Consider the following 26,946-nt stretch of genomic DNA (forward strand, 5'->3'; position numbering starts at 1 on the left):
CCGTACGGCACCATCCGGGAGCCGATCTTGCCTGCCTGCTTGGTTGACCTGGAGATTGTCGAGTGTGGCTGCGGGGCGATACGCGCTCGCTACTCCATCAGGGTCACGGGGTGGCGGTAGGCGCTTTCGCCGCCCACACGCCGTGCATGCCATACGCCCGCCATCCCCAGGCGACCCAGCGCAGCATCTGGTTCGCCAGCCAGAGTGCCCAGATCAGCATCACCGCGCGGTACACCATGAGGTCGACGCTGAACACGGTGGCGGTGGGGAAGCCGTTCTGCCCGGCACGGTCCTGGAAGAAGTTATACCGGTGTGACCAGCTGTTGTTGCCTGTCACCAACATGTCGGGGCTGGACAGCAGGCCCAACGGAATCGCGGAGACCAGGGTAAGCAGAGTGATGAAGGCGCCAATGCCCAGGGCCACCTGCATCAGGTTGAATTTCAGCCGGCTCATGGCAGCGGGCTGGAGGCGCTGCCGGAAGGCCAGCAGGAACAGGAATCCGGCAACCACCAACACCCCATAGCTGTTCACCGTGGACAGCCCGATACCCAGCAGCAGCCAACCGGGCAGGCCGATGGGAATACCGGTTGCGAGGCGTTTGTTCAACTGGTTCAGCAGCAGGGCGCCGAGGACGATGACGCAGAAAACCCCCCAGTACAACATGGCTGGCCCGATGGGCGGACCACTCAGGTAGAGCGGCCAGCGGTCCTGCGGCAGGGTGTAGGTGAGCGAGATATTACTGGCGCCATCGGGCAGCTCTACCCGGGGTGACTCACTCCGCCAGCCGCTGCCGCCGTCCTCTTCGAAGGTAACGCCAATCCGCTGCTCGCCAGGTTGCAGTGACACACTGACGGTATTGCCCTTGGGCAGGCTCAATTCGTTGCCGTTGTGGCTCAGGGCGGTAACGCGGCTCCCGGTGGGCAAGGTGAAGCTGTAGTCTTGCCCCATGCTGGCCTTGACGTTCAGGCTGAGCTGACTCTGACGCAGTGCGGCACCGTGCTGGAAAGATAGATTAACCGCTTCTGTTGTGAAGGTGGGCCCGGCAATACCCTCGGGCCGGCTGAAGTTCAGAGTGAGCGATTCACCCGGCCAGGGTTTCCACAGGGGTTGCAGGCTGTCGGCGCCACCGACCGGGCGCGTGGGTGGCAGCCCCTCGTGACTCACCCGCCACAGCGCCGAGGGCCGCACACGCCAGGTTTCGACATAGTGTTCTCCTGCTGCCGCCTGCAGTTGCAACTGGCTCTGCGGGTTGATGCTGGACTCCCAGCTGATCTGTCGCTGGCGGTCGCTGAATTGCAGCTGCGCCTGCCCGCCGGAAAAGTTGATGGCCTCCGAGAGAGGCCGCTCAACGGTCAGCAGAGGAACGTCCACAGCGACCGGACCCGATGTGGGGGCAAGCCGCGTGACCCGTGTGACCACGCGCCATTGCAGCCCGATATCGAACTCACGGTGTACAACGAAGAACGGGGTTATGGGGTCGGGCGTGATGCGATTGCCGGCTTCCTGGCGCGCCGCCGAGAGCGCGCGCAATGACAGCGTGCCGGACGGCACCCGCCCATCCACCAGACCGCTCAGTTGCCAGTGGGTTGTGCGGGTGTTGAGGTTGTGAATTGCCAGCGGCAGGCTGACGCTGGCAATGTCGCTCTGCAGCGCGCCACTGAGGCTGACCACGTGTGGCCCCCGGGTCAGGCGCACGGACAGGTAGCCCTCGTGCAGGCGTGCGGTGGCATCGGCGCCATCTACCTGCAGGCTGGACACCTGCCACCCCTCGCGCGGTGTGGGAAGTTGCAGGAGCACATCGGCGGCGGCGTAGGCGCTGAAGCCTATGCTCAGGGTGTGGCGCGTGGTCGTGATCAATCCTTCGTCGAGCGCTACACAGTGCGGGGCACAGGTCGGCGGCTGCAGCAACCGCTGCTCCAGCTCGTTGAGTAATTGCGCTGAAGGGAACGCCTGTGCCGCAGCGGGCTGTGGCAGGCCTGAAAACACCAGGCCGGCTGTCAGCGCCATGGCCGCGGTACAGGCGGCGGGCACCGCCAGTGCGCCACTTGCGGTCGGGTCTGTGTCGGCCGGTGGATTGCGCAGGGTGCGCACCAGCGCGCTCATCAGCACCCCGGCATAGGCGAGGGTGAGCAACACGCCAAGCACGCGCCAAAGCCGTGTCAGCCACGGCGGGCTGTACATGACGGAGAGTGATGCAGCTTGCGACACGGGGCTGGCAGACTGCAGCGTCACACTGTTCCAGAGCCAGTTTGGTGCCCCCGGCCCGGTTTGTACACGGTCTGTCTCGCCCAGCAGGTAGGCATTCTGCTGGTTCCGCGCCGGGGCTTCGGCCGCGAGCATCTTCCCTTCCAGGGTCGCACGCGGGGCCATGGCCGCGATGCTTTCCACTGCGAGGTCGCTGGCCACGGAGCGCGCATTGTGGTCAAACTGAGTGGCGTAATCATATACGCCCACGGAACTTCGCTCGAGAGACGGGTAGATGGCCAGACGGAAATTACTGATGGAAAAGGCCACCAGGGCGAGGACTGCGGCGATGCAGGTGAGAGTGGTGGCAACGGTGACGCCGCGCCGGATTCGCCCGTGCGCGATGGCGGCGAGCGGCAGCAACAGCAGGAGGGTCGCCAGCAGTGCGGTGGGCATGCCCGGCTCGTGGTAGGCGGTGAGCAGCGCGGCAATCGCCAGCGCTGCCGCCTTGAAGCCGAGGAGCTTGCGCGTAGCGGCCACCAGCACCAGCAGCAGGAAGATGTCCCAGAGGTCCCAGCCGCTCAGCCAGGTGCCGCGTATGTCCTCGACGCCGGCTGCGTGCAGTACGCGCCAGCCGGGGGGGATATGCAGGGTGGCGCTGAAGGTATCAGCGCGGCTTTCCCAGCCCGTCGCCGAGAACTGCGTGGGGGATGCGATACGGGTAACCGCCTCCAACGCAATTTCAGGGCTGCGAATTTCCACGCCTTCACCGCCTGCGTGCTGCGTCACCAACACCGGGTGGCCGGATACTTGCGCGCGGCCGAGCCGGGTGTCGGGCTGTGTGTTAAGGCGCCACTCGTTGCGCATCGCACCCGTGATGGATTCCACACCGGTAAGCGCGTCGCCGTCAAAGTCCAGCCACAGGTTGCGGGTCACCGACAGCGTATTGTTCCCGGACGACTGGTCGCCGCGATACTCGGTGTTGATCTGCAACGTCGTGTCCGCGCCCAGGCGCCAGGTGGGAAGCTCTTTCCATTCCTCCGGTACGGGTGCCTGTGAGGTGTCGATGCCCGGTGCCCCGGAAAGCGTGACCTGTCGCAGGTTGCTGTCAGCGGCGAAACTCAGGTATTCCACAGCGGGCCAGCTGTCGTCATGCCGGTTTGTGGTCAGCTGCTCCGCGCGCTGTAAAAACCGCGCCTGTGCGATCAGCGTGTGGCGCCCGGCGCTCAACTGAATGCGCAGGTCACCGTTGTCTTCAATGCGGGCGGGCAAAGGGGAGTCGATACCCATCAGCGCCGTGTTCGGCCAGGCCAGCTGCCCCAACTGAACGTCGCGCGGTTCGCCGCTCACGGTCATCACCACGCGTGTCTCCAGCGTCATAGGTACACCGTCCGTCAGCTTGCGGAACACCTCCACCTGCAGCGAATTACTCTGTTTCACCGGGACGGCGGCGCTGTCGCGCCCGAGAATAAGCTGCGCGCCACGGCGTTCCGTGTTTGCCGGCTGCCCGGCCTCGGTGACCTTGAGCAGGGCGATACTTTCCGGCAGCGGCAAGCTCGCGGGCCGGCGCTGCCAACGGAACTGGCCGGCGATCTCGTGTTTGCCCCGGGGTAGCAGAGCATGGGGGGTGCCGGCCCGGTCCAGAACGGCGGCGCGGCTCCCGTTCACGGTCACCCTCAGCGGCCAGTTGCCCGCGCCCCCGGGCAGCGGCACCAGGGCGTCATCGCGAAATACCTCCACCCGGTAATTGAAGGACATTCCGTCTGCACGCAGGTCCAGCGCCAGCTGGCCGGGCCAGATGCACACGCGTTCAGAATGCTTTGCGACCACCCGGGGGCAGGTGTGGTCCGGGTGCTTTTCCAGTACCCAGTCCTCCCAAGCGCTCAATGCCGCCGGATCAGCGGCGGCATGCAGGCTGGCGAGCAAGCTCACGAGGCAGGCCAGGTATCTGATGGCAAGGCGAGGCATGGGCATCTCCGCAGCGGGCGCGCGCTTGCGCGTAAACGTAAACATAAACATAGCATCCCCGCAGCTGGCCTGTTCAGGAAGTCGTATCCTCCCACAGGCTGATGCGATTGATTAGTGAGCTTGTCGGTGCTCCGTGTGCTCTGTCCATGTGGTAAGTGTTCCCCCGGGTGGAAGGCGGGGGAAAGCGGATTGCGCTTGCGCTGGGGGTCATTCATGCTAATGACCTGTGTTCCGCAAAGGCATTGAGGTTTTTTCATGGTGATTCGCACCGCACTGTTCGCATTATTCGCCCTCGGCGTGCTCGTGGCCTGTTCCACCAGTACGGGTCCTGATACCTCCGCCAACGAGGCAATTGAAGCCGATCGTCTCCATGAAATCGTCAAGCTACTGGCGTCGGACGAGTTTGGCGGCCGTGCCCCCGGCACTGCCGGCGAGGACAAAACCGTGTCCTACCTCATTGAACAGTTCGAGGCCATTGGTGTGGAGCCCGGCGGCCCGGATGGGCAATGGACTCAGGCCGTGCCGATGATGCGCACCTTGCTGGAATCACCGCAGTTGGCGTTTACTTACCCCCAGGGTCAGGAAAAGCTGATGCAAGGCGAAGACATTGAAGTCAGCACGGTACGCGCCACGCAGCGCATTGATGCCCGGGATATCCCACTGGTGTTTGTCGGCTTCGGGGTGACGGCGCCTGAGCGCGACTGGGACGACTACGGCGACATCGACCTGACCGGCAAGATTGCCGTGTTCCTGGTGAACGACCCGGACTTCGCCGCTGCGCCCGATGAGCCCGTTGCCGGGCGTTTCGGCAACCGTCGCATGACCTATTACGGGCGCTGGGCCTACAAGTACGAAGAGGCCGCGCGGCGCGGTGCGCTGGGGGCCCTGGTCATTCATGAAACCGAGGCCGCCGGTTACGACTGGAGTGTGGCGGCTGCCGGCGCCGGCGAACGCGTAGCGCTGGCGGGCAATACCAGCGGCCCGGTGCCGGTCGCGCTGCAAGGCTGGCTGCATGAGGGCGCCGCTACCCGGCTGCTCGCCATGGCGGGTCACGACCTGGCCACACTCCGCCGCGAGGCACGCCAACCTGACTTCCGCGCTTTTGAGTTGGATGGCGTGCGCTTCAGCGCGCAATCAAGCGTCAACATCACCCGTTTTGACAGCCGCAATGTACTGGGCTTGCTACCGGGCCATGCGCGGCCGGATGAGGTGCTGATGGTCTCGGCACACTGGGATGCCTACGGGGAAGGCCCCGCGGATGCGCAGGGCAGAACGGTGCGAGCGGGGGCCAATGACGATGCACTCGGCACTGCAGGCGTGCTGGAAATTGCCCGTGTGCTTAAAGCCGGGCCGCCGCTGGAGCGCAGCGTGGTATTCGCTTTGTGGACGGCCGAGGAATCGGGCCTGGTCGGGTCCAGGGCCTATGCGGTGGACCCGGTGTACCCGCTGGCGACCACGGTAGCGAATTTCACACTGGATATCCTGCAGACCGCGGGTGCGGCCCGCGACGTGATTTTGGTTGGAGAAGGCCAGAGCAGCCTGGAAGATGACCTGGCGCGTGTTGCCGCGCAGCAGGGCCGTTATGTGACGCCCGAGAATCTCCCCGAGAATGGCCTGTTCTACCGCGCAGACCACTTCTCCCTGGCGCGAGCGGGTGTGCCGGTACTGCTGCTGATGGGCATCGCGGGGGGTGCTGACCTGGTGGACGGTGGCCGCGCCGCGGGCAATCAGTGGATAGCTGACTACGTGGGTAACTGCTATCACAAACCCTGTGACGCCTGGTCCCCCGACTGGGACCTCACCGGTGCCGTGCAGGATATTGAGCTGTTCCGCCAGTTGCTGGAGGACCTGGGTAACGCCACGCGCTGGCCGCAGTGGCGCGCCGAATCCGAGTTCAGGGCGGTGCGCGAGAGCAGCGCGGCAGCGCGACCTTAAGCAGAGTTTACGGGAGCATCATCATGTCCTCTGCAAAAAGCTTTGAGCAAGTCCGGGCCGAACAGCTGGAGTACAACGCCAGGCGCGAGTCGGGCTACCGCGAACGTGCGCTGAAACTCTACCCCTGGATCTGTGGCCGTTGCGCCAGGGAGTTCGACCGCAGGAACCTGTCGGAACTCACCGTGCACCATGTCGACCACAATCACGACAACAACCCGAGTGACGGCAGTAACTGGGAGCTACTCTGTCTCTATTGTCATGACGAAGAGCACAGCAAGTTCGAAGCCTATGTGCGCTATGGCAGCAGCAAGGAAAAAAAGGGCCAAGCCGCCACCCACCAGCCGTTTGCAAATTTAAAGGCAAACATGGATGGCAAAAAGGATTGAACGATGTGCGCGCGAGCGGCCGTGTCAGTCAGTCCCCCGCAGCGCAGGGTAGCGCGGCTGGTCGATGCTCAGTTGCCCGGCGACGGTAGATCGCAAGTGTGCTGCCAACCCCGGCGTGGTCAGCTCAAGCCCTTTGCGCAGCTCGCGACTGAGCTGCCAGCGCAAGTCATCCAGCGAGCCTTCGCCGAACAATGCGCTGAGCCGTTGTTGTTCCGAGTGGGCGAGGGCTGGGCCGTACAGCAATTCCCGTTGCGCAATACCCAGGGAATTGGCGGCGACCTTTGCCAGAAAGCCAAAGCGCTCGTCCCCCCCACCCGCAACGTCTTCCGTCAGAAATGTTCGTACCCCTTCCAGAAGTTCGGCAGGCATCGGTAGCTGTGTGCCCTCAGCCAGTTTGATCTCGGGCGGTAGTTCGAAGTCGCCGGGAATCAGCAGATTCACGCAGTCCATCTGGGCTTCGGAGGAACGTCGCCCAATCACCGGGCGCTCCAGGCTGGGCGTGTCGCCGGTGCGCCAGGTGTGGGCCATGTTGAGCGTTGTGATGGACCACCAGAACGAGCCGAAGACCTGCCAGAAGCGCAGCTCTTCCTCACTGACCGTGATGCCGGACGTTTCCTCGTAGCCTGCCAGAAGATCTTCGATGGTGCCGAAACCGCCTACCGGCAGGTCATCTTTACCGAAGCGCCAGGAGTTGACGCACAGCCAGCCGAGGTCGCGGACGGGGTCACCAATCTGGGTCAGTTCCCAGTCCAGCACTGCGACGATGCCGGATTCATCAATCATCAGGTTGCCGTTGCGGAAATCACCGTGAACCAGCGTTTGCCGCGTATCCGCTGGCAGGTGTTCCAGTAGCCAGCGCGCGGTGAAGTCGATCATGGGCACCGGGATATCCAGCACGCGGTAGGCATCCCAGGTCTCTTGTACCAGCGCCGCCGGACTCACAGTGGGTAGACTGGCTGCGGTATCTTCATCGATTTCAATCGCGTGCAGGCGCGCCAGCACATCGCCGCACTGCCTGGCCAGGTGTGGCCTGACGCCGGCCAGAGCCTCGGAGCGCACGATGCGCTGGCCCAGTGTTTCGCCATCGAGCCACTGCATCAGGAAGCCTGAACCCAGCTCGTCACTGTCTTTGAGGAGGTAGACCACACCGGGTACGGGAATACCGGCCTTTTCTGCGAGCTGTAGCAACTTTGCCTCAGTTGCGAGTCCAACCTGGCCTGGAATGGGGGCGCCCTTCTCGCTGGTCGGGCTGCGCCGGAATGCGTAGCGCCGCTGCCCCTCCTCAGTCGCGACGCGCAGGCGGTAGGTTTCCTGGCTGGCGCCGGCCGTCAACTGCTGACACTCTTCAATGCGCTGAAAACCGTCCAGTTCACGTTCCAGAACCGTCTTCATGGCGTTTAAGAAGCGGGAATCCACTGACATCAGCTCACACCTTTTGGTTTGTCTTGTTTCATGAAGCCGAACAGATAGCCCGCCACACGACGCATCTGGATTTCGTCGGCACCTTCAGTGATGCGGTAGCGTCGGTGGTGGCGGTAGATATGTTCAAACGGTTTGTAGCGCGAATAACCCATGCCGCCATGAACCTGCATTGCGGTGTCGGCGGCTTCACAGCAAAGTCGGTTAGCCTGGTAGTTGCAGATGGATACTTTGTCGGACACGGAGAATGCGCCGTCCCGATCCATGAGCCAGGCTGTTTTGTGAATCAGAGCGCGTAACATCTCGCAGCGCGCCTGCAGGTCCACGAGTGGAAATTGTATCGCTTGATTGGTTGCCAGTGGCTTGCCAAAGGGTTTCCTTTCCCGCGCGTGCTTCACCGCTTCATTGACGCAATATTGTGCGGCACCCAGGCTCGAGGCGGCCTGGCGAATACGGTTTTCATTGAAGAAATGTTGCACCACTTGCAGGCCTTTGCCCTCACCACCGAAGATGGCCGATGCGGGCACACGCACATCGGTCAATGAAACGCGGGCATGGTCCGAGGGCATGTTGAAGGTCCACAGGTACTCTTCAATCTTGAGTCCAGGGGCATCCATGGGCACAAGGAAAGCGGTGATCCCGGTGCCATCACCCGGTTTTCCAGAGGTTCTGGCCATGATCATATCGCAGTGCGCTGTGTGCACGCCGGTGTTCCAGGTTTTCTCCCCATTGATGACCCAGTGGTCACCGTCCTTGACGGCACCGGTTTCCATCCAGGTGGCATCCGAGCCGTGTGCGGGCTCGGTAATCCCGAAAGCAAACCCGCGGGTCGCATTTTTCAGCCCGTCCAGCCATTCGGCTTTCTGTGCTTCCGTGCCGTACTCAAGCATCAATAGCAGGCCAATATTATTGCCGACGATCGAATGCTCATTCTGCAGGTCGTTGTGCAGCCCCAGGCCTTTGGCGGCCAGGTGCTCGCGGATAATGGCCATGCCGAGGTTGCTGCCGTCGCGACCCCCGTGCTCGGCCGGGAAGGGGTAGCTGAAGATGCCTGCGGCGATGGCCAACTGCTTTGCCTGGTGCAGTAGCGCCTCCCATTGCTCGTTGGGGAGGCCGTCTCGCTCCCAATCGGTTCGCGCATCCTCCCGGCGATGATCAAAGAAACGGATGTTGTCGTCGACAGCCTCGAGAGGCTTGATCTTTGCGTCTATGAAGGTGTCGAGCTCGTGCAGGAACGCGCTAATATCGTCTGGAATATCAAAGTTCATTGTTTTGATCCAACAAGTATCTGCCTAGTTTGGCACAACATTGGTTTGTTTCCGAGAAGGTTTCGCGGAGTTCGAGTTTTCGTGGCTCAGCGCCCTTCCACTGACACGCCAGGTGAGTGACCGGCTGCTTTAGATGTCCGGGTCTTTTTGCCAATTTTGAATCAGTAACTGTGATGCGCGGTAGGGGTCCATTTCCCGTTTCTCAACGGCGCTGAGTATTGCGGGGTCGGCGTTTCGCCGGATGCTGCGCATGATTTCTGTACAGGTCAGCGTGAGGGCTTGTTCGCGTTCGCGCTGGGCCGAGCGCAGACCAAACTCACCGGTGTGCTGTAGCATGGCCTTATGCTGGTCTATGGCATCCACGATCTCTGCTATGCCCTCATCTTTTACGGCAACGGCGCGCAGCAGTGGCGGTGACCAGTGTTCGCTACTGAGTGCTTTCGACTCGGCACGAAGATGCAACATCAACTCAAATTGTCTGTAGGTGTCTTCGTAGCCGTCGCGGTCAGCCTTGTTGATCACGAAAAGGTCCCCGGCCTCCATCAGGCCGGCCTTGACCGCCTGTATTTCATCGCCGAGGCCGGGCACCCCAACGATCACGGTTGTGTGGGCCAGTGCCACCACGTCAATCTCGTCTTGCCCCACGCCCACGGTTTCTACGAGGACGAGGTCGTAACCCATGGCGTCGAGAATCAGGCAGGCATCGTGGGTTGAGCGCGCCAGGCCGCCGGCCTGACCGCGAGTACCAATGGAGCGAATGAACACGTCCGGGTCCAGGGTGTGTTTACCCATGCGCACGCGGTCACCGAGAATCGCACCCCCGGTGAAGGGGCTGGAGGGGTCAATGGCGATGACCCCAACGCGGCGTCCGCGCCGGCGTTGTTCGCTGATGAGCGCGTTGACCAGGGTCGATTTGCCGGCGCCGGGTGGGCCGGTAATGCCGATGATGTGCGCCTTGCCCGTGTGTGGAAATATCTCTGCCAGGCTGCGCGCACCGCGCGGGTCACCGTCGTCGAGCCAGCGGATGGCGCGCGCACCGGCGAGAATAGTGCCCTTCAATAATTCCTTGGCAACATCCATCAGGCATCGGCAGCCAACTGCTGTGCCCACCACTCATTGAGGTAGGCGACGATATCGCGGGTGTCGGACCCCATGGTGAACGTGCGATCAACCCCCGCTTCTTCCAACAGCGGGCGGTCCTCTTCCGGAATGACGCCACCGGCGAGAAGGAGTTTATCGCCGGCGCCGGCTTCACGCAGGAGTCGCGCCAGCTTGGGCAGGTTGCGGGTATGGCCGGCGGACAGCGTGGAAATACCGACCACGTCCACATCTTCCTGAATGGCGGCTGCCGCCACCATTTCCGGTGTTTGTTTGAGACCGGTAAAAATGACTTCCATACCGGCTTCGCGCAATGCGTGGGCGATGATGGTGATGCCGACGGTGTGGGTGTCCATGCCGAGTTTCGCCAGCAGTATACGCAGTGGGCGTTGATGTGTGTTGGTCATCAGATGCCCCCCAGCTGGCTATCCGAGCCGTATTCGCCAAACACGTCGCGCATGGCATAGCAGATTTCGCCGTGCGTGGCGTAGGCTTTTACCGCCGCCAGGCAGGACTCCATCATGTTACTGCCATTGCGCGCGGCTTCACGGACTTGCTCCAGTGCATTGTCCACCAGGGCTTGATCCCGTCGCGCGCGCAGATTGCGCACTTTTGCCACCTGCTCCGATTCCATCTCGTCGTTGAGCCGGAATATGTTGATCTCGCGCTTTTCCTCATCCAGTTTCAAGTGGTTCACACCGACCCAAAGGCGCCGACCCTCTTCAATGTCACGGTTGCGCTCATATTGCTCGCGTCCGAGCGCCCGCTGAAAGTAGCCGGTTTCGATGGCTTTCAAGGCGCCGCCCATATCGAAAATCTTGTCCATCTCTTCGAAGGCCGCGTTTTCCATTTGCTTGGTCAGGCTTTCAACATAATAGGAGCCGGCCAGTGGGTCGATGGTTTCCGCCACGCCTGTTTCGTGCGCCACGATGTGTTGCAGTGCTGCGCCCACGCGAATGGCCTCTTCAGCGGGCAGCGAGTGGGCCTCGTCGTGCAGTGGCGTGGTCATGTTCTCGCCCGCGCCGCCCAATGAACAGGCGGTGGCCATGATCGCCAGACGGCCGATGTTGTTCAGCGGCTGCTGCAGCGTGAGTGCGGTGGTGGTGGGCGAGGTCATCATACGAATTTTCATGGCCTCGGGTTTGGTGGCGCCGTAGCGATCGCGCATCAGTCGCGCCCAGCACTTGCGGAAGGCGCGCAGTTTGCATATGCCCTCGAAAAAGTCCATGTCTACGTTGACCACAAAGTGGAAGTAGGGAGCAACCGTGTCGATGTCGAAGCCCCGCTCCAGCGTGGCGTCGATATAGGCGCAGGCGATGGCCAAACTGAAGGCGATTTCCTGAACCGGGTTGGCTTTGGCCGGCTGCAGCTGAGCCGAGATAATCGAGATCGGCGCCCAGTTCGGGTGGTTCTTGATGATGTATTCGATGCAGTCCGTGGCGAGTCGCAGGCCGTGCTCCGGCGGGTAGATGTAGCGCCCGACACAGGTGTATTCGATCAATATGCCGTTGACGATATGCAGCACGAAGTCTTTTGGGTCGACGCCCTTTTTCTCCAGGGCGGCGATGATCATCGCCAGGTTGACGGGCTGTGGCGCATTACACACGCTCATCAGGTATTTGAGCTGATCGAAGGGCAGGTCAAAGGCCTCCTCCAGGTCTTCCAGGCTGTCCAGCGCCATACCGGCGCGGCCGACTTCGCCCTCCACCATCGGGTCATCGCTGTCGTAACCGTTGGTCGTCGCCAGGTCGTATTCCAGAATAAGCCCCGACAGGCCCTGGTCCAGCATATAGCGCGCGCGCTTGGACCAGCTCTGCCCCGAGCCGAAGCCGGTCACCTGGGTCATGGTCCAGAACCCCGAGCGGTGTCCGTTGGGCCCGGTGCCACGGGTGTAGGGATATTCGCCCGGGAAGCCGACATCGTCCTTGTAGTCAAAACCCAAAGCGTCCAGGTCGGCGGGGGTGTACAGCGGATTGATCGGCCATTTGAGCGCCTGGGTCAGGAATTCTTCCCGGCGTTCGGGGTTGGCTGCGACAAATGGCCCGCGGGTTTCGCTTTCCCAGCGTGCCACCTCTTCTTCGATCTCGCTCTTGGTGGCCCGGTCCCTGGTGGTCTGGTCTTTAACTGTTGGGTCAAGCGTGCTGACCTTCTGCTTCATGTTGATCTCCCGGTGTTATCGACCCATGTTTTCGCAGTTGCCTTGACGCGGCGCTACGTCATTTTTTTACAAGGCACTTATTAGAGTCCGGTGGTGCTTCAGGTGCAACGGGGGCAGGACTGACGCCGACGATTAATGCCGCTATTTCGATAGTAAGCGCACAAAATGATAATCTTGGCAGATGCTCAATAATTCAGGTCCAATCAGTGTGCGCCAGGCCCAGACCCGCGAGGATCTGGTTGTGGCGTCTATCGTCTTGCCCGGTGTTCACGCAGAGCTGTGCGCGTTCCCGGAATTGAGCGCGGAGACCGTGCGGGGAGTCGAGACGCAGTCGGTGTTGTCGCTGGGCTTGTCGAGCTTGCTGGAGGCGGCGGAAGGCCGTTTCGCCACAACCGGGGCGCCGCGGTTTACCCGCTATGGCGCCCTGAATTTCCGGCCGGCGGGGGTGCCGTTTGAGGTGCGGGTTTCCAAAGGGCACTACCACACGGTTCGCTGCCGTTTTGAGCCCGATGCCGCATGGATTGGCCCCGTTGCTTCAGGTGCCCTGAGCGACGCGCAGCTTGAGGCCTGTTTCGATATCCATTCGCCGCGCATTGAGGATGCCATGTTGCGCTTGGCGGAAGAACTCACTGCACCAACGCCAGACAGTCGAGCCCTGGCGGGTGCCTTGGTAAAAGCGATCGCCATTGATTTGGCGCGTTACCTGGCGGATGCCGACAGGCACGCGATGCAGGCAGGCAGCGGATTGGCGCCGCGGCATCTGCGACGCGTTTTTTCGCGCATGGAAGAGCTTGGGCCGGCACCCCGCGTGGATGAGCTCGCGGGGCTTTGCGGTCTGAGCCGCTACCACTTCATGCGGGCCTTCAAGCAATCGGTGGGCGAAAGCCCTGCGGCCTACGCCAACCGGGTAGTGATGAAGCACGCAAGAAATTTGCTCGCCTCGAGTGATCGACCTGTTGGCGAGATCGCCGCGCTATTGGGTTACTCCAGCGCGGCGGCTTTTGCGGTGGCGTTTCGTCGTACCAGTGGTCGTTCACCGAGTGCCTGGCGGGCCTGTATACGTTGAGCTTGCGCCAGGCTGGAAAGCGGGGTGCTTATTTGCCCTTCCACACCGGCGCGCGTTTCTCAGCGAACGCGGTTGCGCCCTCGATGGCGTCCTCGCTGACAAAGACCGGCTGCAGGAGTTTTTGTTGCTCAGCGAACATATTGCCGGTGTTCCAGTCCTGGGCCTTGGCAACCACCTGCTTGCTGACGGCAACAGCGAGTGGACCATTGGCTGCGATCTTGGCCGCCAGTGCCTTGGCGGCCTCAAGCGCCGTACCACTTGCCACCACCTGATTGATCAGGCCCAAATCATAGGCGCGTTCGGACGTGATGAAATCCCCGGTCAGGGCCAGCTCCATGGCGAGTCGCGAGGGAATCTGTTTGGGCAGTTTAACGAGGCCGCCGGCACCCGCAACAAGCCCGCGTTTGACCTCCGGAATGCCAAACTTGGCGTCCTTCGCGGCAACAATCAGGTCGCAACTGATAGCGAGCTCAAACCCACCGGCGAGGGCGTAGCCTTCTACGGCACAAATCAGCGGTTTGCTCGCGCTGTATTCACACACACCGGCAAATCCGCGGCCCTCAACCACGGGAACTTCGCCGGTCACAAAGGCTTTCAGGTCCATGCCTGAACAGAAAGTGCCGCCGGCGCCTGTGATAATCGCAACACGGATATCAGGGTTGCTTTCCAGCTCGTCAATGGCCTTTGCCACGCCCACAGCGACGGCCTTGTTTACCGCGTTCTTTGCTTCGGGGCGGTTGAGGGTAATGGTCATCATGCCGTCCGCAATATCAACAATGACTGCTTCTGTAGACACAGTAGTCTCCTTATTTGGGTTGTTTAACCTGATGAACAGCGCCGACAAGGCGCGTCCGTCACCGTATGGTGGGGAACCTTATACATCGACACGGCGACGGGGAGCAATCGTATTAGTCGCAAGTCAGCTCGTGGAGGGGGGCTCCAAGTGCCGAGGCGAGGAGATATTCACAGGTGACTAATTGAGTACGGCCTGAATTGCCCACATGCCCGAAAGCACCACGCCAAACGAGCCTATGGTGGATGCGGAGGCGAATATGATGGAGCCGAAGGGTTCTTGTATCCATGCCAGAAAGCGTTGACCACGTGACGGTGCGGTTGTCCGGTTAGTGTGGTGCTGGTCTTGGTGCATGCTCAGTGCTCCGTGCTTGGGCATTGGAACAACCCGGTTGGCGGTGGCGGTGAAAGAGCAGGCAGGATACTGGTTTATGGTTTAAGGTAAAGTCGAATAATCAACACTTTATGTCAGTTTTTAACGATGATTTTTTTTGTGCCGAGCGCGGTTGCAAAGAGACTCCGGTTCATGGCCGCACTTCCAACAGGCTTCAAAGGAAGGATCATTGTCCTCACCGCAGTTCGTGCATCGCCACGGCACCGTGCTCTTTGCACCCAGCGAGCTCTCGATCAGCGTCTTCGCCCGCTCGTAATCAGCGTCGTTGACGACCCACAATTCCGGCCACACCTCAAGCGGGGGCAGCCCTCCCATCCCTCCTGCGGCAAACTCGTTTTTCAACGTTACCTCAATTCCAGCCGACTCAACGATATTCCTGAAGTTGGCAACGATGAGCCTGTTTTCGTTCGAGTAAAGTAGTCGCATTGATCCGCTCCCGGCACCGGCATTTCAACCGCAGTTTTTATAGCCGCCCAGACACCTTACCATGAGTTTTTGGACTCGGCTGTTGCCAATTGTGTACCTCACACGCTGCTGGAATACAGCAGGAAGCTGAACAAACGGCGGGTTGGCCGAAGCCGGGTTGAACTTGCAAAATGCAGCATCCGGTCCGATGCTGTAGACAAGATATAGAGAGTGGTGCCGGGGGGCGTCGTAGCCACGCAGGGAGGGTGATTATTGTGTCAATTCGTTTTGTTCACCGCGGAACACGTTCGGCAAGCAGGCTGGCATGGGGGCTGATTCCGCTCGCGATCATCATTGGCGTTCTGCTGCTGCTACGGCCACCGGCAAGTGATCCCGGTGCAACAGCTACCCAGCTCGAATCTCGACCCGGTGCAGTATTGCTCGCGGTTAACGCCGCCGGGAGCGCGGCAGCTGCGTCGCCGGGTTTTGTGCCACCAGCCCCGGCGCGGCGCGACCAGGTGTTGCAGCGACTCAGTCAGTTCCGGGCTGATTACAAACAGCTGGCGCCGGCGATGGCAGTGCGCTATCAGCCGGATTCGCCGGACAGCGCAAAACTGGCGGATGTTCTCACTCAGGCATTATCCCAATATGGACTGGATCGCGGCACTGCCACCACCGAGCCAATACCGGACGTCGGCGGTGAAAGCGGGAGCGCGTCGATTGTTGTCCACACCGCGCAGGGTGACGAAGAGGCGGTCCGTCGGCTGCTGCAGGCGCTCGCGCCCTATTTCTCCGCGCAGGTGCTGTTGCTCTTCGACGATACCCGAATCAGCGAATTGACGCTGCGGATCATGTCTGCGCCGGCATTCACCGAGGATGGCCTCGCCGTCTTCCAGTAGCTCTCGCCGATGCCCTGCTGCGGGCCCTGGATTGCAGAGCCTGAATTCCCGGACCCGCTTTAACAGGGCACGCAATGCGCCCGATAGTGGATGTGGGCAGGGAATGGAGCTATGCAGCAGCAATATCCGCTGAAATGGTCGAGTAAGTGAAAAGCATAGAAAAGACAAGTCTGTAAAGGATGTCTCCGGTACAGACCCCGACAATTTATGGCCCGCCCGAGAGGATTCGAACCTCTGACCTCTGCCTCCGGAGGGCAGCGCTCTATCCAGCTGAGCTACGGGCGGAAAACGGCAGTTGCGGCTGGCTGGCGCCAGTATCCCGCACCCCTGTGAGGGGAGCGGACTATAGCAAAGCCCGCCACGGCGCTCAATAGAGCAATGCCGGGCGCTACGCCGGGTTCAAGCGCGTTTCCATCCCGCTATTCTTCGCCCGCAGCCCCGGGCCCGGGCGGAAAGGCCGCAAAGATCACTTCCGCCGCCTCGTTGTAGCGCTGTTGGTCCTGCAGCTGCTTGCCGGTCAGGCGTGAATGGGTGACGCCGCGCCAGACGGAGCGCTCCATCTCCGGGTCGATCATGTCGACGATGAAGGTGCCCTCGGTATAGTCGCGTACGCTCACCTCCGTGGACATGCCCATGCATGACCAGCAATTGTAGTAGCTGTAGCGGTTGTAGCCGTAGTACATGCCCATGTAGCCGGGACGGTCGTAGGTCTGCACATCGGTCTTGAACTGGGTGAGCAGGTGCCAGCTGACCAGCATGTCGGCGGCAGCCGCGTCTTCCACCAGTGTTATGCCTTTCAGGGACAGGGCATGCCGGATGGCGGTGTCAACGCGGTCTTTCTGGATATCGCTGAGTTGCAGGGGGTTATCGCCTGCCACACTCCCGGAATCTTCAAGGAACGCCACGCTGCGAACCTGGCTGAAGTCGTAGCTTTGGTCGTAATCCACATCGGGTTTGGGCGGGCCACTGGCGCAGGCCAGCAACAGTATGCTGAGGCCCCCGAGCAGGGCGATTTTGGACGTTTGGTATACAGTTTTCACGCGGTACCCCTTGCGGTTGTGTGTTCTGAGGCAGTGCTTTCCATCACTGCTTGGACTCGCCCTTCGCCACGGAGTTTCCCGGGATGCCAAATAGAGTACGTCCCCGGCTCTTCAACCGGCTCGCCTCCCGGCCCCGCCACAGGGCTCCAGCGTGGCCTGCAGCGCCTTCACATGCTGCCGGGGTGCCTCTGTCCAGCGCGACAGGCTGGCGTCACGCTGGGCCTGCCAGCTTTGGTAGGCCGGGGGCAGGGCGGGGGCCACTTGCTGTTCCAGTTCGTGCAGGAGTGGCAGCAGGTCGTGCTGGCGGCGGCCGAGGTTTGCGGACCACGGTTGCACGTCGCCCACAAAGAACTTTTCTATCACGGTGTTCAGTGTGTCTGCCGCCGCGGGCCGCAGGTCGCCGCGGCAAAGTGGCCCCTCGGCGCGCTGCGCGGCCAGCACCGCATTGCCAGCCGCCAGCCAGCCCTGTTGCAGCGCCAGTGCTCTGAGTAGCGCGCCGCCATCGCCCAGCGCGACTTCGCTGAGCTGTATCTCGAACGCCATATTGTCGGCACGGTAATCGCCCGCGAGCCAGCGGCGCACGCTGGCATTGATGTTGGAGAGCGCGGTGAGTGGCGCGCTGCTGGTATTGGCGGGATACTGGCCCAGGGTCGACGGCGGCCGCCACAGGGCGCGATACTCTGGCCCGCCGAGGGTGGCGTTGAAAATGAGCGCCGGCAGTTGTCGCCGCTTCTGTGCATGGGCACTCGCCAGCAGGTCGGCGAGTGTGCCTTCCCCCTGGCTGCGCTGGTAGTCGATGCATTCGGGGGCCAGCTGCAGGAATTCCAGCTCCAGTAACAGGCGCTGGGAGGCGCTCGCCATGAGGCCCAGGCTGCTGTTGCGTTTGCCAATGGTCACCTGCACTGCGCAACCGGTGAGGGCGAGAAAGTCCAGGGTTCCCAGGTTGCCGCTTTCCAGCGTCAGCTTGAGTTCGCTGCGGTGGGGTAGTCGTGGCAGAGTGACTGGGGTTGCGGCCGGCGCGGGGTGCCCCAGGGTGCGCTCCAGCCGTTGCACATAGTCCGCGAGTGCCGCGTCTGGTGAGGGCTCGGCGCAGGCAACAAGCGTCAGCGCACCGGCAAGGAATGCGGTACGCAGGAGCCGGCGTTGCGGGGAACAGGCGTGCATGGCGCTGTTATAACCGAATTAGCACGGCCGCGCTGCGGGCAAATGTGAGCACGCTGCAGTCTGCCACCTCGTTGCCGGGTGCAGCGCTGCCCTTGCGCCGTGCTATTGGTCGCCTGCGGATTCCAGGGCGGCCTTGGCCCGTGGCAGCCAGGCGTGGATATGCCCGCACTCTTCGGGTACGGCGGCCTTGATCCAGCCCGCAAACTCGACGCAGATCAGCAGGTCGATATCCGCCATGGAAAAGTGCTCGCCGGCGAGGAAGGTGCTCTTTGCCAGTGCGCGGTCCACCATGCGCCAGCCACCCTCCAGGCGCTGCTTGCCCCGGTCCACCAGGGCTGGAATCTGCGCCACGTTCATCGGCCCCGGGAGCGCGCGGTCGGCAAACGCGGGGTTACCGTTGCGGAATACCTCGGCAATGGCGTGGAAAATGCTGTTGAACAGGCGGTGGTTCCAGCTGATCACCTGGGCCTTCTCCAGCGGCGTGGTGCCGAGCAGGGGTTTCTCGGGATAGAGCGCCTCCAGGTAGACGCAGGCGCCGATCACTTCGGTGAGCACCGTGCCGTCATCCAGTGCCAGGGCGGGCACAGTGCACATCGGATTGACCCTGCGGAAGTTTTCTTCGAACTGTGCCTGCTTCATCATATCGACTTGCTCGGTGTCGAGAGCGATACCCTTGTAGTCCAGGAACAGCTGCAGGCGGCGGGGGTTGGGGGCGGGGTCGTAGGTATAAAGCTTCATGCGGCTTCTCCAGGTGATGTCCGGTGTGCGCGCTATAGTACGGGCAAACCGCGCACCGGTGCCAGCAGTGCACAATGCCGAGTTTTCCCCCGGCGCATAACTGGCTATAATGCGCGGCCAGTAAATAGAGGACTCCATTGTGATGAGCCGAATTGTAGTGAGTATCGTGGCGCTGTGTGCCGCAATGGCAGCCGGTGCAATTGAACTGTCTGACAGCCAGCGGTCAGCCATCGAAGAACGCATCAAGCCCATGGGTGAAGTCTGCCTGCAGGGCGATGCCAGCTGCGGCGGCGCGGCGGCGGTGGGCGGTGCAGCCATGGCGCGCTCCGGTGAGGAAGTGTACAACGCGGCCTGCATGGCCTGTCACATGACGGGTGCGGGCGGTGCGCCGGTGGTGGGCGACGTCACGGTGTGGGCCGATCGCATAGTCAAGGGCATGGAAGTGTTGCATGACCACGGCATCAACGGTATTCCCGGCACCGGCATGATCGCCAAGGGCGGCTGCATGAGCTGCTCTGACGAGGAAGTCATGGCGGCGGTAGACTTCATGGTGGACAACAGCCAGTAAATCACTCCGCCACGATAAAGCCGCCCCGCTTCGGCCGGGCGGCTTTTTTGTGCGCGATGGTTTCTAGTCGGTTCAGCAGCATGCATGTTTTTGCCCCCCTGTGCTCTGTTACAGTGGGTGCACTGACCACAACCGGAGGTGCCGCGTGTCACGCTTGAAGCTCTTGATTCGTGCTCCGGCAGTCTGTTCCCTGCTCCTGCTCGCAGCCTGTTCCGAACCCCCATCCACGCCGCCGCCGGTTGGCGTAGTGGTGGATACGGTGCGGGTGGAGCCCTATCAGGCGCAATCCGTGTACGTGGGGCGCCTGGTGGCGCGCGACGACGTGACCATTCGCGCCAGTGTCAGCGGCTACCTGCAGGAGCGCAGCTTCAATGAGGGTGAGCAGGTGCAGGCGGGGGATGTGTTGTACGTTATCGACCCCTCTGAGTATGCGGCTGCGCTGGCCATTGCCCGGGCTGACCTGGCGTCAGCCAAGGCCAACCAGACCAATGCGCAACGCAATTATCAGCGCGGCCTTGAGCTCTTACCCAAGAACGCGATTTCCCAGGTGGAGATGGACAATCTCACGGCGCAGAAACTGGATGCCGACGCCCGCATCGAGTCCGCGCAGGCGCAGGTCACTGCAGCCGAGGTGAACCTGGGCTTCACGACCATCAAGGCGCCCATCTCGGGCCGCATCGGCCGCAGCCAGGTGAGCCCCGGAGACCTGGTAGGCCCGAGCAGCGGTGACCTGACCACGCTGGTGAGCATCGATCCCATCGAGGCGCTGTTTCAGGTGTCGGAGGCGACCTACATCGACCAGATCAGCCAGCGGGTGACCGCCAACCCGACGGTGGATGACCTGAAGAGTATCGAGGTGACCCTGGAGCTTGCCGATGGCCTGCAGTACCCGGAGGTGGGTCAGATTGACTACTTCGGCAACCGCATTGACGCCGCCACGGGCACCATGGAAGCCCGCGCACGCATCCCCAACCCCTATGGCCTGCTGGTGCCCGGGCAGTATGTACGCGTCACTCTGCAGGACACGGCACTGAAGGATGGCCTGTTTGTGCCTCTGGCGGCGGTGCAGGCTGACCAGCAGGGTGCCTTTGTGCTGGTGGTGACAGAGAATGGCACGGTGCAGCGCAGTAATGCAGAGCTTGGAGAGCGCCTGGATGACAGGGTGCTGGTCACAGGCGGTCTGCAGGCAGGCGACCGCGTGATCGTGCGCGGGCTGCAACAGGTGCGGCCGGGCATGCCGGTGACCATCACCGCGACGGTGGGCGTCGCCGCCGACGAGGGCAGCTGATGTTCAGTGCCTTCTTCATCCGGCGGCCCAAGTTTGCGCTGGTAATTGCCATTGTGCTCACCCTGTTGGGTACCCTCGCGCTGCGCCTGTTGCCGGTCAACGAATACCCCCCCATTGCGCCCCCCAACATCGTGGTGTCCGGTGTGTACCCGGGCGCGGCGGCCGAGGTGGTGGAGATGGCGGTGGGCGCCCCTATTGAAGATGCGGTAAACGGGGTGGAGGACATGCTCTATATGTCCTCCAAGAGCGCCAATGACGGCAGCTACTCCCTCACCATCACCTTTGCCATTGGCACGGACGCCGACATGGCGCTGGTGCGGGTACAGAACCGGGTCAAGCTGGCGGAGCCGGCCCTGCCCGCGGAGGTGACGGCTCGCGGCCTGCAGATTGTAGAGCGTGCGCCGGACATGCTGAAGATCATCAGCTTCACGTCGCCGGACGAATCGCTGGACTACAAGTTCCTCTCCAACTACGTGAAGATCAATGTGGCGGGGGCGCTGAGCCGGGTGCCAGGTATCTCCGGTGCGACCGTGATGGGGCAGGCGGACTACGCCATGCGGCTCTGGCTGGACCCGGACAAGATGGCCAACCGCAGCCTGTCGGTGACGGATATCCAGGCGGCATTGCGTGAACAGAACGTGCAGGTGGCGGCCGGCAAGATCGGCGGCCCACCCTTCGACCAGCGTATGGAAACCGAGTTTACCCTGCGTGTGAAAGGGCGCCTGCAGGATGTGCAGGAGTTCGAGAACATTGTGCTGCGCGCTCGCCCGGATGGTTCTGCCATTTACCTGCGCGATGTGGCGCGGGTGGAACTGGGGCAGTCCTCCTACGGATTCTACGGGGAGATCAGTGGTCGCCCGGCGGTCAACGTTGCCCTGTACCAGGCTTCGGACGCCAATGCGCTGGAGGTGGGCAAAGCGGTGGATGTGCTGGTGGCGGACCTGGCGCAGGCCTTCCCGGCGGGCATGGCCTACCAGATCAACTACGACACCACACGTTATGTGTCGACGGCGGTCTCTCAGGTGCTGCAGTCCCTGCTGGTGGCGGTGTTGCTGGTGGTGCTCATCACGTTCCTGTTTCTGGGCAGCCTGCGCGCTACCCTGGTGCCGGCGGTGACTATCCCGGTATCACTGGTGTCATCGCTGGCGGTGCTGTTCCTGCTCGGCATGTCGATCAATACCATGACCCTGTTCGCCCTGATCTTGGCGATTGGCGTGGTGGTGGATGATGCCATTCTGGTGATTGAAAACTGCGATCGGCACCTGCGCGAAGACCCGGAGCTGCAGCCGCGGGATGCAGCCCTGCAGACCATGCGCGAGGTGGGTGGGGCGATTATTGCGACCACGCTGGTGTTGCTTGCCGTGTTCCTGCCGGTGGCGGCGTTGCCGGGCATCACCGGCGAGATGTACCGCCAGTTCGGCGTCACTATCTGTGTGGCGGTGGTGTTTTCCTCCATCAACGCGCTCACCCTCAGCCCGGCCCTCTGCGCCCTGTTACTGCAACGGGGCGGCCAGCGCGACGCGGGCTGGTACCGGTTGTTTCTGGCTGGCTTTGCGCGCGTTACCGGCGGTTACACGCGCGGTGTGGACTGGGTGCTGCGCAAACTGCTGGTGGTGGGGCTGATTTTTGTGGCGTGGATGGGTGCGCTCGCGGTGGGGGTGATCGCCACGCCGACCGCGCTGGTGCCGGATGAGGACAAGGGTGCGCTGCTGGTGAACATCCAGTTGCCGGATGCCGCGTCTCTGTTGCGTACCCGCGATGCCGTGCGCAAGGTGTCGGATATTATCGCTGCCGATGATGCCGTGCAGAGTGTGACCGAGGTGACCGGGTTTTCCATCCTTACCGGTGCCATGGCGAGCAATGCCGCCACCCTGTTCGTGGTGCTCAAACACTGGGACGACCGTCAGCGGGCCGAGGAGCTGGTGTTCGCTGTGGCGCAGCGTATCAATCAACAGGCATTTTTGCGGGTGCCAGAGGCGCAGGTGGTGGCCATTGCGCCTCCGGCCATTCCGGGCATGGGGGCGGTGGGCGGCCTGGAGTTGATGCTGCAGGATACGCTGTCGCGCGGGCCAACCGAGCTGGCCACGGTGCTCAACAATTTCATTGTGGAGAGCAACGCACAGCCGGCCCTGGCCGGCGTGTTCAGTACCTTCCGCGCCAACGTGCCCCAGTATTTTATCGACGTGGACCGGGTGAAAGCGAAGAACCTGGGGGTGCCCTTGAGCGAGGTGTTCCTGACCCTGCAGGCGCAGCTGGGCTCCCTGTATATCAACGATTTCAACAAGTTCGGCCAGACTTACCAGGTTACCATGCAGGCAGACGCTCCGTTTCGCGCGGACCTGGAAGGTCTGGAGCACTTCTACGTCAAGTCTGGCAGCGGACAGATGGTGCCCCTGAGTACCCTGGTGCGCAGTAGCCTTACTCTGGGCCCGGACGTCACCCAGCGCTACAACCTGTACCGCGCCGCCACCGTACGCGGCAGCGTCACGCCCGGTTTCAGCAGTGGCGACGGTATGCGGGCCTTCGAGGCGGTGGCCGCCACCTTGCCCGCCGGTTACCGCGTGGCCTGGACGGGCGCGGCCTTCCAGCAACAAGAGGCAGGCAACACGGCGTTACTCGGCTTTGGTCTCGCCCTGGTGTTCGTCTACCTGTTCCTGGTGGCGCAGTATGAGAGCTGGTCGGTCCCCATCGCTATTATCCTGGTGGTGCCTATGGCGATTGGCGGGGCGATTCTGGCGCTGCTGCTGACCGGGCAGGCGCTGAACCTGTACGCCCAAATCGGGCTGGTGTTGCTGATTGCCATGGCGGCGAAGAACGCCATCCTGATCGTCGAATTCGCCCGGCAGCTGCGCGAGGAGGCAGGCCGCGGCATCGTCGAGGCCGCGGCGGAAGCGGGTCGTTTGCGCTTTCGCGCCGTGTGCATGACGGCGGTGTCTTTCATCCTCGGCATCCTGCCGCTGGTGTTCGCCAGCGGTGCCGGAGCGTTCGGTCAGCGTTCGCTCGGCATCACCGTGTTTGGCGGGATGCTCGCGGCGCTGCTGGTGGGTACGTTTTTCATTCCCGGCTTCTATGCCATTGTGCAAATCGCGCGCGAGCAGCTGAAACAGCGCCTGGGTATCGGCGCGCGGGATCAGCGCGGCTAGCCGGCAGGGTTTGCATCAGGTGCGAGGTTGGCGGGCCTGCGCAGTCATCGGGTGTGCTGGTCGCCGCCAGCGGGGGCACTTATACTTCCGGTGACTGTAAAGAGGTGGGCACGGTATCAACACTGACGCACGCTATATGGCCTGGCTACTGGATTTTCTGGCCGGTGAAGGGCTCGACGCCGACGCGCTGGCGCGCGCCCACGGTATCTGTGTCCAGAAGCTGTATCGCCCGGAAACCCGTATCAGTGATGCCAGCCACCGGGGCATTCTGCGTGACGCGCAGGCGCGCTTTCAGGGCGGCTCGCTGGGCCTGCAGCTGGGTTTGCACCGCTCGATTGCCACGCTGGACCAGCTGGCCTATCTGATGATGAGCAGTGCAACGCTGCGTGAATCCATTGAGCACGGCCTGCGCTTCCAGAACTACCCCGGCCGCTTCTCGGGCTTTCACGTGGTGACCGCATTCAGTGAAATCGAGGGGCAGGGTTGCTATCAGATCCACGCCCACGACAGCCTGGCTGACCTGCGCCTGCTGGTGGTGGAGGAGCTGCTGGCCGCCATCGTGACCACCTCGCGCTGGGTACTGGGCCGGGCACTGCCGGTCACCGCCCTCAAGGTGGATTACCCGGCGCCTGCCCACCGCGACGAATACACGGCCATTTTCAACGCGCCCGTGCAGTTCGACAGCGCGGCCATACAGCTGTTTTTCAATGCCGATATTCTGGACCAGCCCCTGCCCCACGCCAGCCCCCAGAGTGCGGCCCTCTATGCCCGGCTGTGTGAGGAAACCAGCATCAGCCGCAACCAGGGCGACATCGCCTGGCGCCTGTGGCGGATCATCGTCGACAACCTCGCGGAACCGCCCAGCCTGGAGGCCTGTGCCTCACTGTTGCACTGCAGCGTACGTACGCTGAGCCGTAAATTGCAGGCCCAGGGTTGGCAGTACCAGCAGCTGGTTGATCAGGTGCGGGAGATCCATGCGCGCCGCTACCTCAGCCATCCCGGGCTCAGCGTCACGCACATTGCGCATCAGCTGGGGTACGCCGACAGTTCCGGGTTTCACCGTGCCTTCAAAAAGTGGACAGGCCTCGCCCCGAGTGAGTACCGGGCCCGCCTGTTTGCCTGACCCGCGGATGGCGTAATCGGCCATGCAAGTGGCAATATTCGCCATGCCGGAAATCGTGTGCCTCACTATGCTTCACGGAATAACCCTGGCCCGGGCCGTTTGCCATGCCCAGAGGCCGGTTGAACCGGATCAGTTGTAGACTGCAGTCAGTTCATTCACTCGCCAGACAATGGAGTTGCGCCATGAAAAAATATGACGGTTTGAATCAGGCCATGGTGGAGCGCTTCGCCCCCAAGCCCGGTCGGCACGCCCTGCTGCCCGAAATGAGCGCGAAAGCCCAGGTAGCGCTGATGTGTCGCATGATGTTTCGCGAGGGATGGAACGAGCACATTGCCGGGCATATCACCTGGCGCCAGAGCGATGGCAGCATACTCACCAACCCCTGGGAGCTGGCCTGGGATGAGCTGACCGCCAGCGACATCATGACGCTGGACGCCGAGGGCAATATCATCGATGGCGAGTGGAACATTACTCCGGCCATCGGTCTGCACCTGCAGCTGCACGATTTGCGTCCCGATGTGCATGTGGTGATTCACAACCACACGCACTGGAGTGGCATCTGGGCCAATTTACAGCGCACGCCACCGATCTATGACCAAACCGGCGCCCATTGCGGCCTGGAACTGCCGGTCTACAACGAATACAGCGGCACCTTCGAGGACGAGGCGACCACGCTGTCGGCCGCCGAAGCGCTGGGCGACTCCAAGTGGGCGCTGCTGGCCAATCATGGCGCGCTGGTGGTGGGTAAAGATCTGCGCCAGGCGCACCTGCGGGTTATCACTCTGGAATGGCGCTGCAAACGTGCCTATGAGGTGGAGTTGCTCGGCGGGGCTGAACCCCTCAGCGACGAGGTGGTGGAAAAGGTCAGCATCACCGATGGCAATGGTTTCCCCTTCTGCTTTGAAGCCATGGCCCGTCGCGAACTGCGCCTTGACCCCAGCATTCTGGAATAGGGAAACCGTATGAGCCTTACCGTAAAACCGCTTGCCAACATTGGCGCTGAAATCAGCGGCCTGGATATTAACGAGCCCGTTTCCGAAGCGCTGGCGAAAGAGCTGAAAGACCTGTGGTATGAATATGGTGTCTTGCTTATCCGCGGCCAGAGCATCACCCCGGAAAATCAGATCGCGTTCAGCCGTACCTTTGGTCCGCTGGAAATACACCCGCTCAAGGCAAAGACCTCGGAGGCGAACCCGGAGCTGTTCGTGCTGGAAAACGGCGGTGACAAGGACCAGTACGCCACCGCGTTCTACAAGGGGGAGAAGATTGTCGGACGCCTGGACTGGCATATCGACCTGCACTACACGGGCAAACCCAATCATGGCGCGCTGCTGACGGCCGTCACCGTGGCGGAGGAAGATGGCCTGACCGGTTTTGGCGACCTCAGCAAGGCTTACGACGCCCTGGATGACGATACGAAAGCCCTGCTGGAAAAGCTGGAAGTGGCCTATTGTTTCAGCATGCAGCGCCGCCACATGCGCTACGTCGATCTGGAAGGCTACGAGCCCGGGCCCTACAGCCCACGCAAGCCGTCAGACGTGGGCTTTCCGGATTTCCCGGATGCCGTCTATCCCGCCGCGCACAATCATCCGGTAACCGGTCGCAAGGTGTTGGGCATTGTGGAGCAGTTCCTGGATCGGGTGATCACCCCGCAGCAGTTCGGCCTGTCCAACGATGAGTCCATCGAGCTGCTGGAGATGCTGGTAGCACATACCCGCAAGCCGGAGTTCCACTACTTCCACCAATGGCAGCAGGGTGACCTAGTGCTGTGGGACAACTGGCGCATCATGCACTGCGCCACAGGCACCAAGCCCGGCGTGCGCCGTGTGATCAACCGCACGACCATCGAGGGCAACACCATGCTCGGGCGTGTACTGGGGGCCGAACGGTAGCCCAGGCCCTGTACCTG

General features: G+C 62.2%; 21 protein-coding genes and 1 tRNA gene. 10 read left to right on the forward strand and 12 right to left on the reverse strand.

The features are described 5' to 3' along the window. Positions 1–103: 103 nt before the first annotated feature. On the reverse strand, positions 104–4,153 hold the full coding sequence (locus tag EGJ68_RS03230; protein WP_158283473.1) for a hypothetical protein: 4,050 nt from the start codon (positions 4,151–4,153) through the stop codon (positions 104–106). 255 nt (positions 4,154–4,408) lie between these two features. Between EGJ68_RS03230 and EGJ68_RS03235 the strand changes: the two genes are divergently transcribed. Both EGJ68_RS03235 and EGJ68_RS03240 read left to right on the forward strand, forming a co-directional pair. Beyond that, entirely contained in the window at positions 4,409–6,088 is a 1,680-nt protein-coding gene (locus tag EGJ68_RS03235; protein ID WP_123033097.1) for a M28 family peptidase, read from the forward strand. 23 nt (positions 6,089–6,111) lie between these two features. Next, positions 6,112–6,474: a YajD family HNH nuclease gene (locus EGJ68_RS03240; RefSeq protein ID WP_123033098.1), complete on the forward strand. Its 363-nt coding sequence runs from the start codon at positions 6,112–6,114 to the stop codon at positions 6,472–6,474. A 24-nt stretch (positions 6,475–6,498) separates the two neighbouring features. On the opposite strand, the gene EGJ68_RS03245 is transcribed toward EGJ68_RS03240, so the two are convergent. From EGJ68_RS03245 to EGJ68_RS03265, 5 genes are all read right to left on the reverse strand, one after another. Then, positions 6,499–7,896 (reverse strand): phosphotransferase family protein, encoded by a 1,398-nt coding sequence (locus EGJ68_RS03245; protein ID WP_123033099.1) that lies wholly within the window; start codon positions 7,894–7,896, stop codon positions 6,499–6,501. Further along, entirely contained in the window at positions 7,896–9,161 is a 1,266-nt protein-coding gene (locus EGJ68_RS03250) for an acyl-CoA dehydrogenase family protein (protein WP_123033100.1), read from the reverse strand. The genes EGJ68_RS03245 and EGJ68_RS03250 overlap by 1 nt, the downstream gene beginning before the upstream one ends. Before the next feature lie 129 nt (positions 9,162–9,290). Then, the gene (meaB, locus tag EGJ68_RS03255) at positions 9,291–10,241 is read right to left on the reverse strand and encodes a methylmalonyl Co-A mutase-associated GTPase MeaB (protein WP_123033101.1); all 951 of its coding nucleotides are present in this window, start codon (positions 10,239–10,241) and stop codon (positions 9,291–9,293) included. Beyond that, the gene (locus EGJ68_RS03260) at positions 10,241–10,666 is read right to left on the reverse strand and encodes a cobalamin B12-binding domain-containing protein (protein WP_123033102.1); all 426 of its coding nucleotides are present in this window, start codon (positions 10,664–10,666) and stop codon (positions 10,241–10,243) included. The genes meaB and EGJ68_RS03260 overlap by 1 nt, the downstream gene beginning before the upstream one ends. Beyond that, positions 10,666–12,417 (reverse strand): methylmalonyl-CoA mutase family protein, encoded by a 1,752-nt coding sequence (locus tag EGJ68_RS03265; RefSeq protein ID WP_123033103.1) that lies wholly within the window; start codon positions 12,415–12,417, stop codon positions 10,666–10,668. Before EGJ68_RS03265 ends, EGJ68_RS03260 begins: the two co-directional genes overlap by 1 nt. A gap of 181 nt (positions 12,418–12,598) precedes the next feature. Between EGJ68_RS03265 and EGJ68_RS03270 the strand changes: the two genes are divergently transcribed. Next, on the forward strand, positions 12,599–13,483 hold the full coding sequence (locus tag EGJ68_RS03270) for a helix-turn-helix transcriptional regulator (RefSeq protein WP_123033104.1): 885 nt from the start codon (positions 12,599–12,601) through the stop codon (positions 13,481–13,483). Positions 13,484–13,511: 28 nt separating this feature from the next. Here the strand turns inward: EGJ68_RS03270 and EGJ68_RS03275 are convergent, their stop codons facing one another. Both EGJ68_RS03275 and EGJ68_RS03280 read right to left on the reverse strand, forming a co-directional pair. Then, positions 13,512–14,279 carry a crotonase/enoyl-CoA hydratase family protein gene (locus EGJ68_RS03275; protein WP_123033105.1) on the reverse strand — a complete coding sequence of 256 codons (768 nt, stop codon included), beginning with the start codon at positions 14,277–14,279 and terminating at the stop codon, positions 13,512–13,514. A 471-nt stretch (positions 14,280–14,750) separates the two neighbouring features. Continuing rightward, on the reverse strand, positions 14,751–15,095 hold the full coding sequence (locus EGJ68_RS03280; protein WP_123033106.1) for a putative signal transducing protein: 345 nt from the start codon (positions 15,093–15,095) through the stop codon (positions 14,751–14,753). 254 nt (positions 15,096–15,349) lie between these two features. Here EGJ68_RS03280 and EGJ68_RS03285 point away from each other — a divergent pair, with 254 nt between their 5' ends. After that, a complete protein-coding gene (locus EGJ68_RS03285) occupies positions 15,350–15,973 on the forward strand; it encodes a hypothetical protein (protein WP_158283474.1) in 624 nt (207 codons plus the stop codon). Positions 15,974–16,181: 208 nt separating this feature from the next. Here the strand turns inward: EGJ68_RS03285 and EGJ68_RS03290 are convergent. The 4 genes from EGJ68_RS03290 to EGJ68_RS03305 all read right to left on the reverse strand — a co-directional run bounded on the left by EGJ68_RS03290 (position 16,182) and on the right by EGJ68_RS03305 (position 18,915). Then, positions 16,182–16,258, reverse strand: a tRNA-Arg gene (locus EGJ68_RS03290). Between the two features lie 134 nt (positions 16,259–16,392). Continuing rightward, complete coding sequence (locus EGJ68_RS03295; protein WP_123033108.1) at positions 16,393–17,013, reverse strand: DUF4136 domain-containing protein; 621 nt, start codon at positions 17,011–17,013, stop codon at positions 16,393–16,395. 111 nt (positions 17,014–17,124) lie between these two features. Further along, positions 17,125–18,177, reverse strand: coding sequence for a DUF3080 family protein (locus EGJ68_RS03300; protein ID WP_123033109.1), 1,053 nt, complete (start codon positions 18,175–18,177; stop codon positions 17,125–17,127). A gap of 102 nt (positions 18,178–18,279) precedes the next feature. After that, positions 18,280–18,915, reverse strand: a complete 636-nt coding sequence (locus EGJ68_RS03305; RefSeq protein ID WP_123033110.1) for a glutathione S-transferase family protein — start codon at positions 18,913–18,915, stop codon at positions 18,280–18,282. A gap of 142 nt (positions 18,916–19,057) precedes the next feature. Here EGJ68_RS03305 and EGJ68_RS03310 point away from each other — a divergent pair, with 142 nt between their 5' ends. From EGJ68_RS03310 to EGJ68_RS03335, 6 genes are all read left to right on the forward strand, one after another. Next, on the forward strand, positions 19,058–19,483 hold the full coding sequence (locus EGJ68_RS03310; RefSeq protein ID WP_123033111.1) for a c-type cytochrome: 426 nt from the start codon (positions 19,058–19,060) through the stop codon (positions 19,481–19,483). A gap of 145 nt (positions 19,484–19,628) precedes the next feature. After that, complete coding sequence (locus EGJ68_RS03315; protein WP_158283475.1) at positions 19,629–20,771, forward strand: efflux RND transporter periplasmic adaptor subunit; 1,143 nt, start codon at positions 19,629–19,631, stop codon at positions 20,769–20,771. Beyond that, the gene (locus tag EGJ68_RS03320) at positions 20,771–23,914 is read left to right on the forward strand and encodes an efflux RND transporter permease subunit (protein ID WP_123033113.1); all 3,144 of its coding nucleotides are present in this window, start codon (positions 20,771–20,773) and stop codon (positions 23,912–23,914) included. The genes EGJ68_RS03315 and EGJ68_RS03320 overlap by 1 nt, the downstream gene beginning before the upstream one ends. 136 nt (positions 23,915–24,050) lie before the next feature. After that, complete coding sequence (locus tag EGJ68_RS03325) at positions 24,051–25,037, forward strand: AraC family transcriptional regulator (RefSeq protein ID WP_123033114.1); 987 nt, start codon at positions 24,051–24,053, stop codon at positions 25,035–25,037. Between the two features lie 182 nt (positions 25,038–25,219). Then, positions 25,220–25,990 (forward strand): class II aldolase/adducin family protein, encoded by a 771-nt coding sequence (locus EGJ68_RS03330; protein ID WP_123033115.1) that lies wholly within the window; start codon positions 25,220–25,222, stop codon positions 25,988–25,990. A gap of 9 nt (positions 25,991–25,999) precedes the next feature. After that, positions 26,000–26,929 (forward strand): TauD/TfdA dioxygenase family protein, encoded by a 930-nt coding sequence (locus EGJ68_RS03335; RefSeq protein WP_123033116.1) that lies wholly within the window; start codon positions 26,000–26,002, stop codon positions 26,927–26,929. The last annotated feature ends 17 nt before the right edge of the window (positions 26,930–26,946 follow it).

Source organism: Haliea alexandrii (assembly GCF_003719295.1).
GTDB lineage: Bacteria > Pseudomonadota > Gammaproteobacteria > Pseudomonadales > Halieaceae > Haliea > Haliea alexandrii.

Bases quoted from the DNA above. Each gene is read 5' to 3' on its own strand.
- EGJ68_RS03230 (WP_158283473.1), bottom strand. From the start codon at position 4,153: ATGCCTCGCCTTGCCATCAGATACCTGGCCTGCCTCGTGAGCTTGCTC.
- EGJ68_RS03235 (WP_123033097.1), top strand. From the start codon at position 4,409: ATGGTGATTCGCACCGCACTGTTCGCATTATTCGCCCTCGGCGTGCTC.
- EGJ68_RS03240 (WP_123033098.1), top strand. From the start codon at position 6,112: ATGTCCTCTGCAAAAAGCTTTGAGCAAGTCCGGGCCGAACAGCTGGAG.
- EGJ68_RS03245 (WP_123033099.1), bottom strand. From the start codon at position 7,896: ATGTCAGTGGATTCCCGCTTCTTAAACGCCATGAAGACGGTTCTGGAA.
- EGJ68_RS03250 (WP_123033100.1), bottom strand. From the start codon at position 9,161: ATGAACTTTGATATTCCAGACGATATTAGCGCGTTCCTGCACGAGCTC.
- meaB (WP_123033101.1), bottom strand. From the start codon at position 10,241: ATGGATGTTGCCAAGGAATTATTGAAGGGCACTATTCTCGCCGGTGCG.
- EGJ68_RS03260 (WP_123033102.1), bottom strand. From the start codon at position 10,666: ATGACCAACACACATCAACGCCCACTGCGTATACTGCTGGCGAAACTC.
- EGJ68_RS03265 (WP_123033103.1), bottom strand. From the start codon at position 12,417: ATGAAGCAGAAGGTCAGCACGCTTGACCCAACAGTTAAAGACCAGACC.
- EGJ68_RS03270 (WP_123033104.1), top strand. From the start codon at position 12,599: ATGCTCAATAATTCAGGTCCAATCAGTGTGCGCCAGGCCCAGACCCGC.
- EGJ68_RS03280 (WP_123033106.1), bottom strand. From the start codon at position 15,095: ATGCGACTACTTTACTCGAACGAAAACAGGCTCATCGTTGCCAACTTC.
- EGJ68_RS03300 (WP_123033109.1), bottom strand. From the start codon at position 18,177: ATGCACGCCTGTTCCCCGCAACGCCGGCTCCTGCGTACCGCATTCCTT.
- EGJ68_RS03305 (WP_123033110.1), bottom strand. From the start codon at position 18,915: ATGAAGCTTTATACCTACGACCCCGCCCCCAACCCCCGCCGCCTGCAG.
- EGJ68_RS03310 (WP_123033111.1), top strand. From the start codon at position 19,058: ATGAGCCGAATTGTAGTGAGTATCGTGGCGCTGTGTGCCGCAATGGCA.
- EGJ68_RS03320 (WP_123033113.1), top strand. From the start codon at position 20,771: ATGTTCAGTGCCTTCTTCATCCGGCGGCCCAAGTTTGCGCTGGTAATT.
- EGJ68_RS03325 (WP_123033114.1), top strand. From the start codon at position 24,051: ATGGCCTGGCTACTGGATTTTCTGGCCGGTGAAGGGCTCGACGCCGAC.
- EGJ68_RS03330 (WP_123033115.1), top strand. From the start codon at position 25,220: ATGAAAAAATATGACGGTTTGAATCAGGCCATGGTGGAGCGCTTCGCC.
- EGJ68_RS03335 (WP_123033116.1), top strand. From the start codon at position 26,000: ATGAGCCTTACCGTAAAACCGCTTGCCAACATTGGCGCTGAAATCAGC.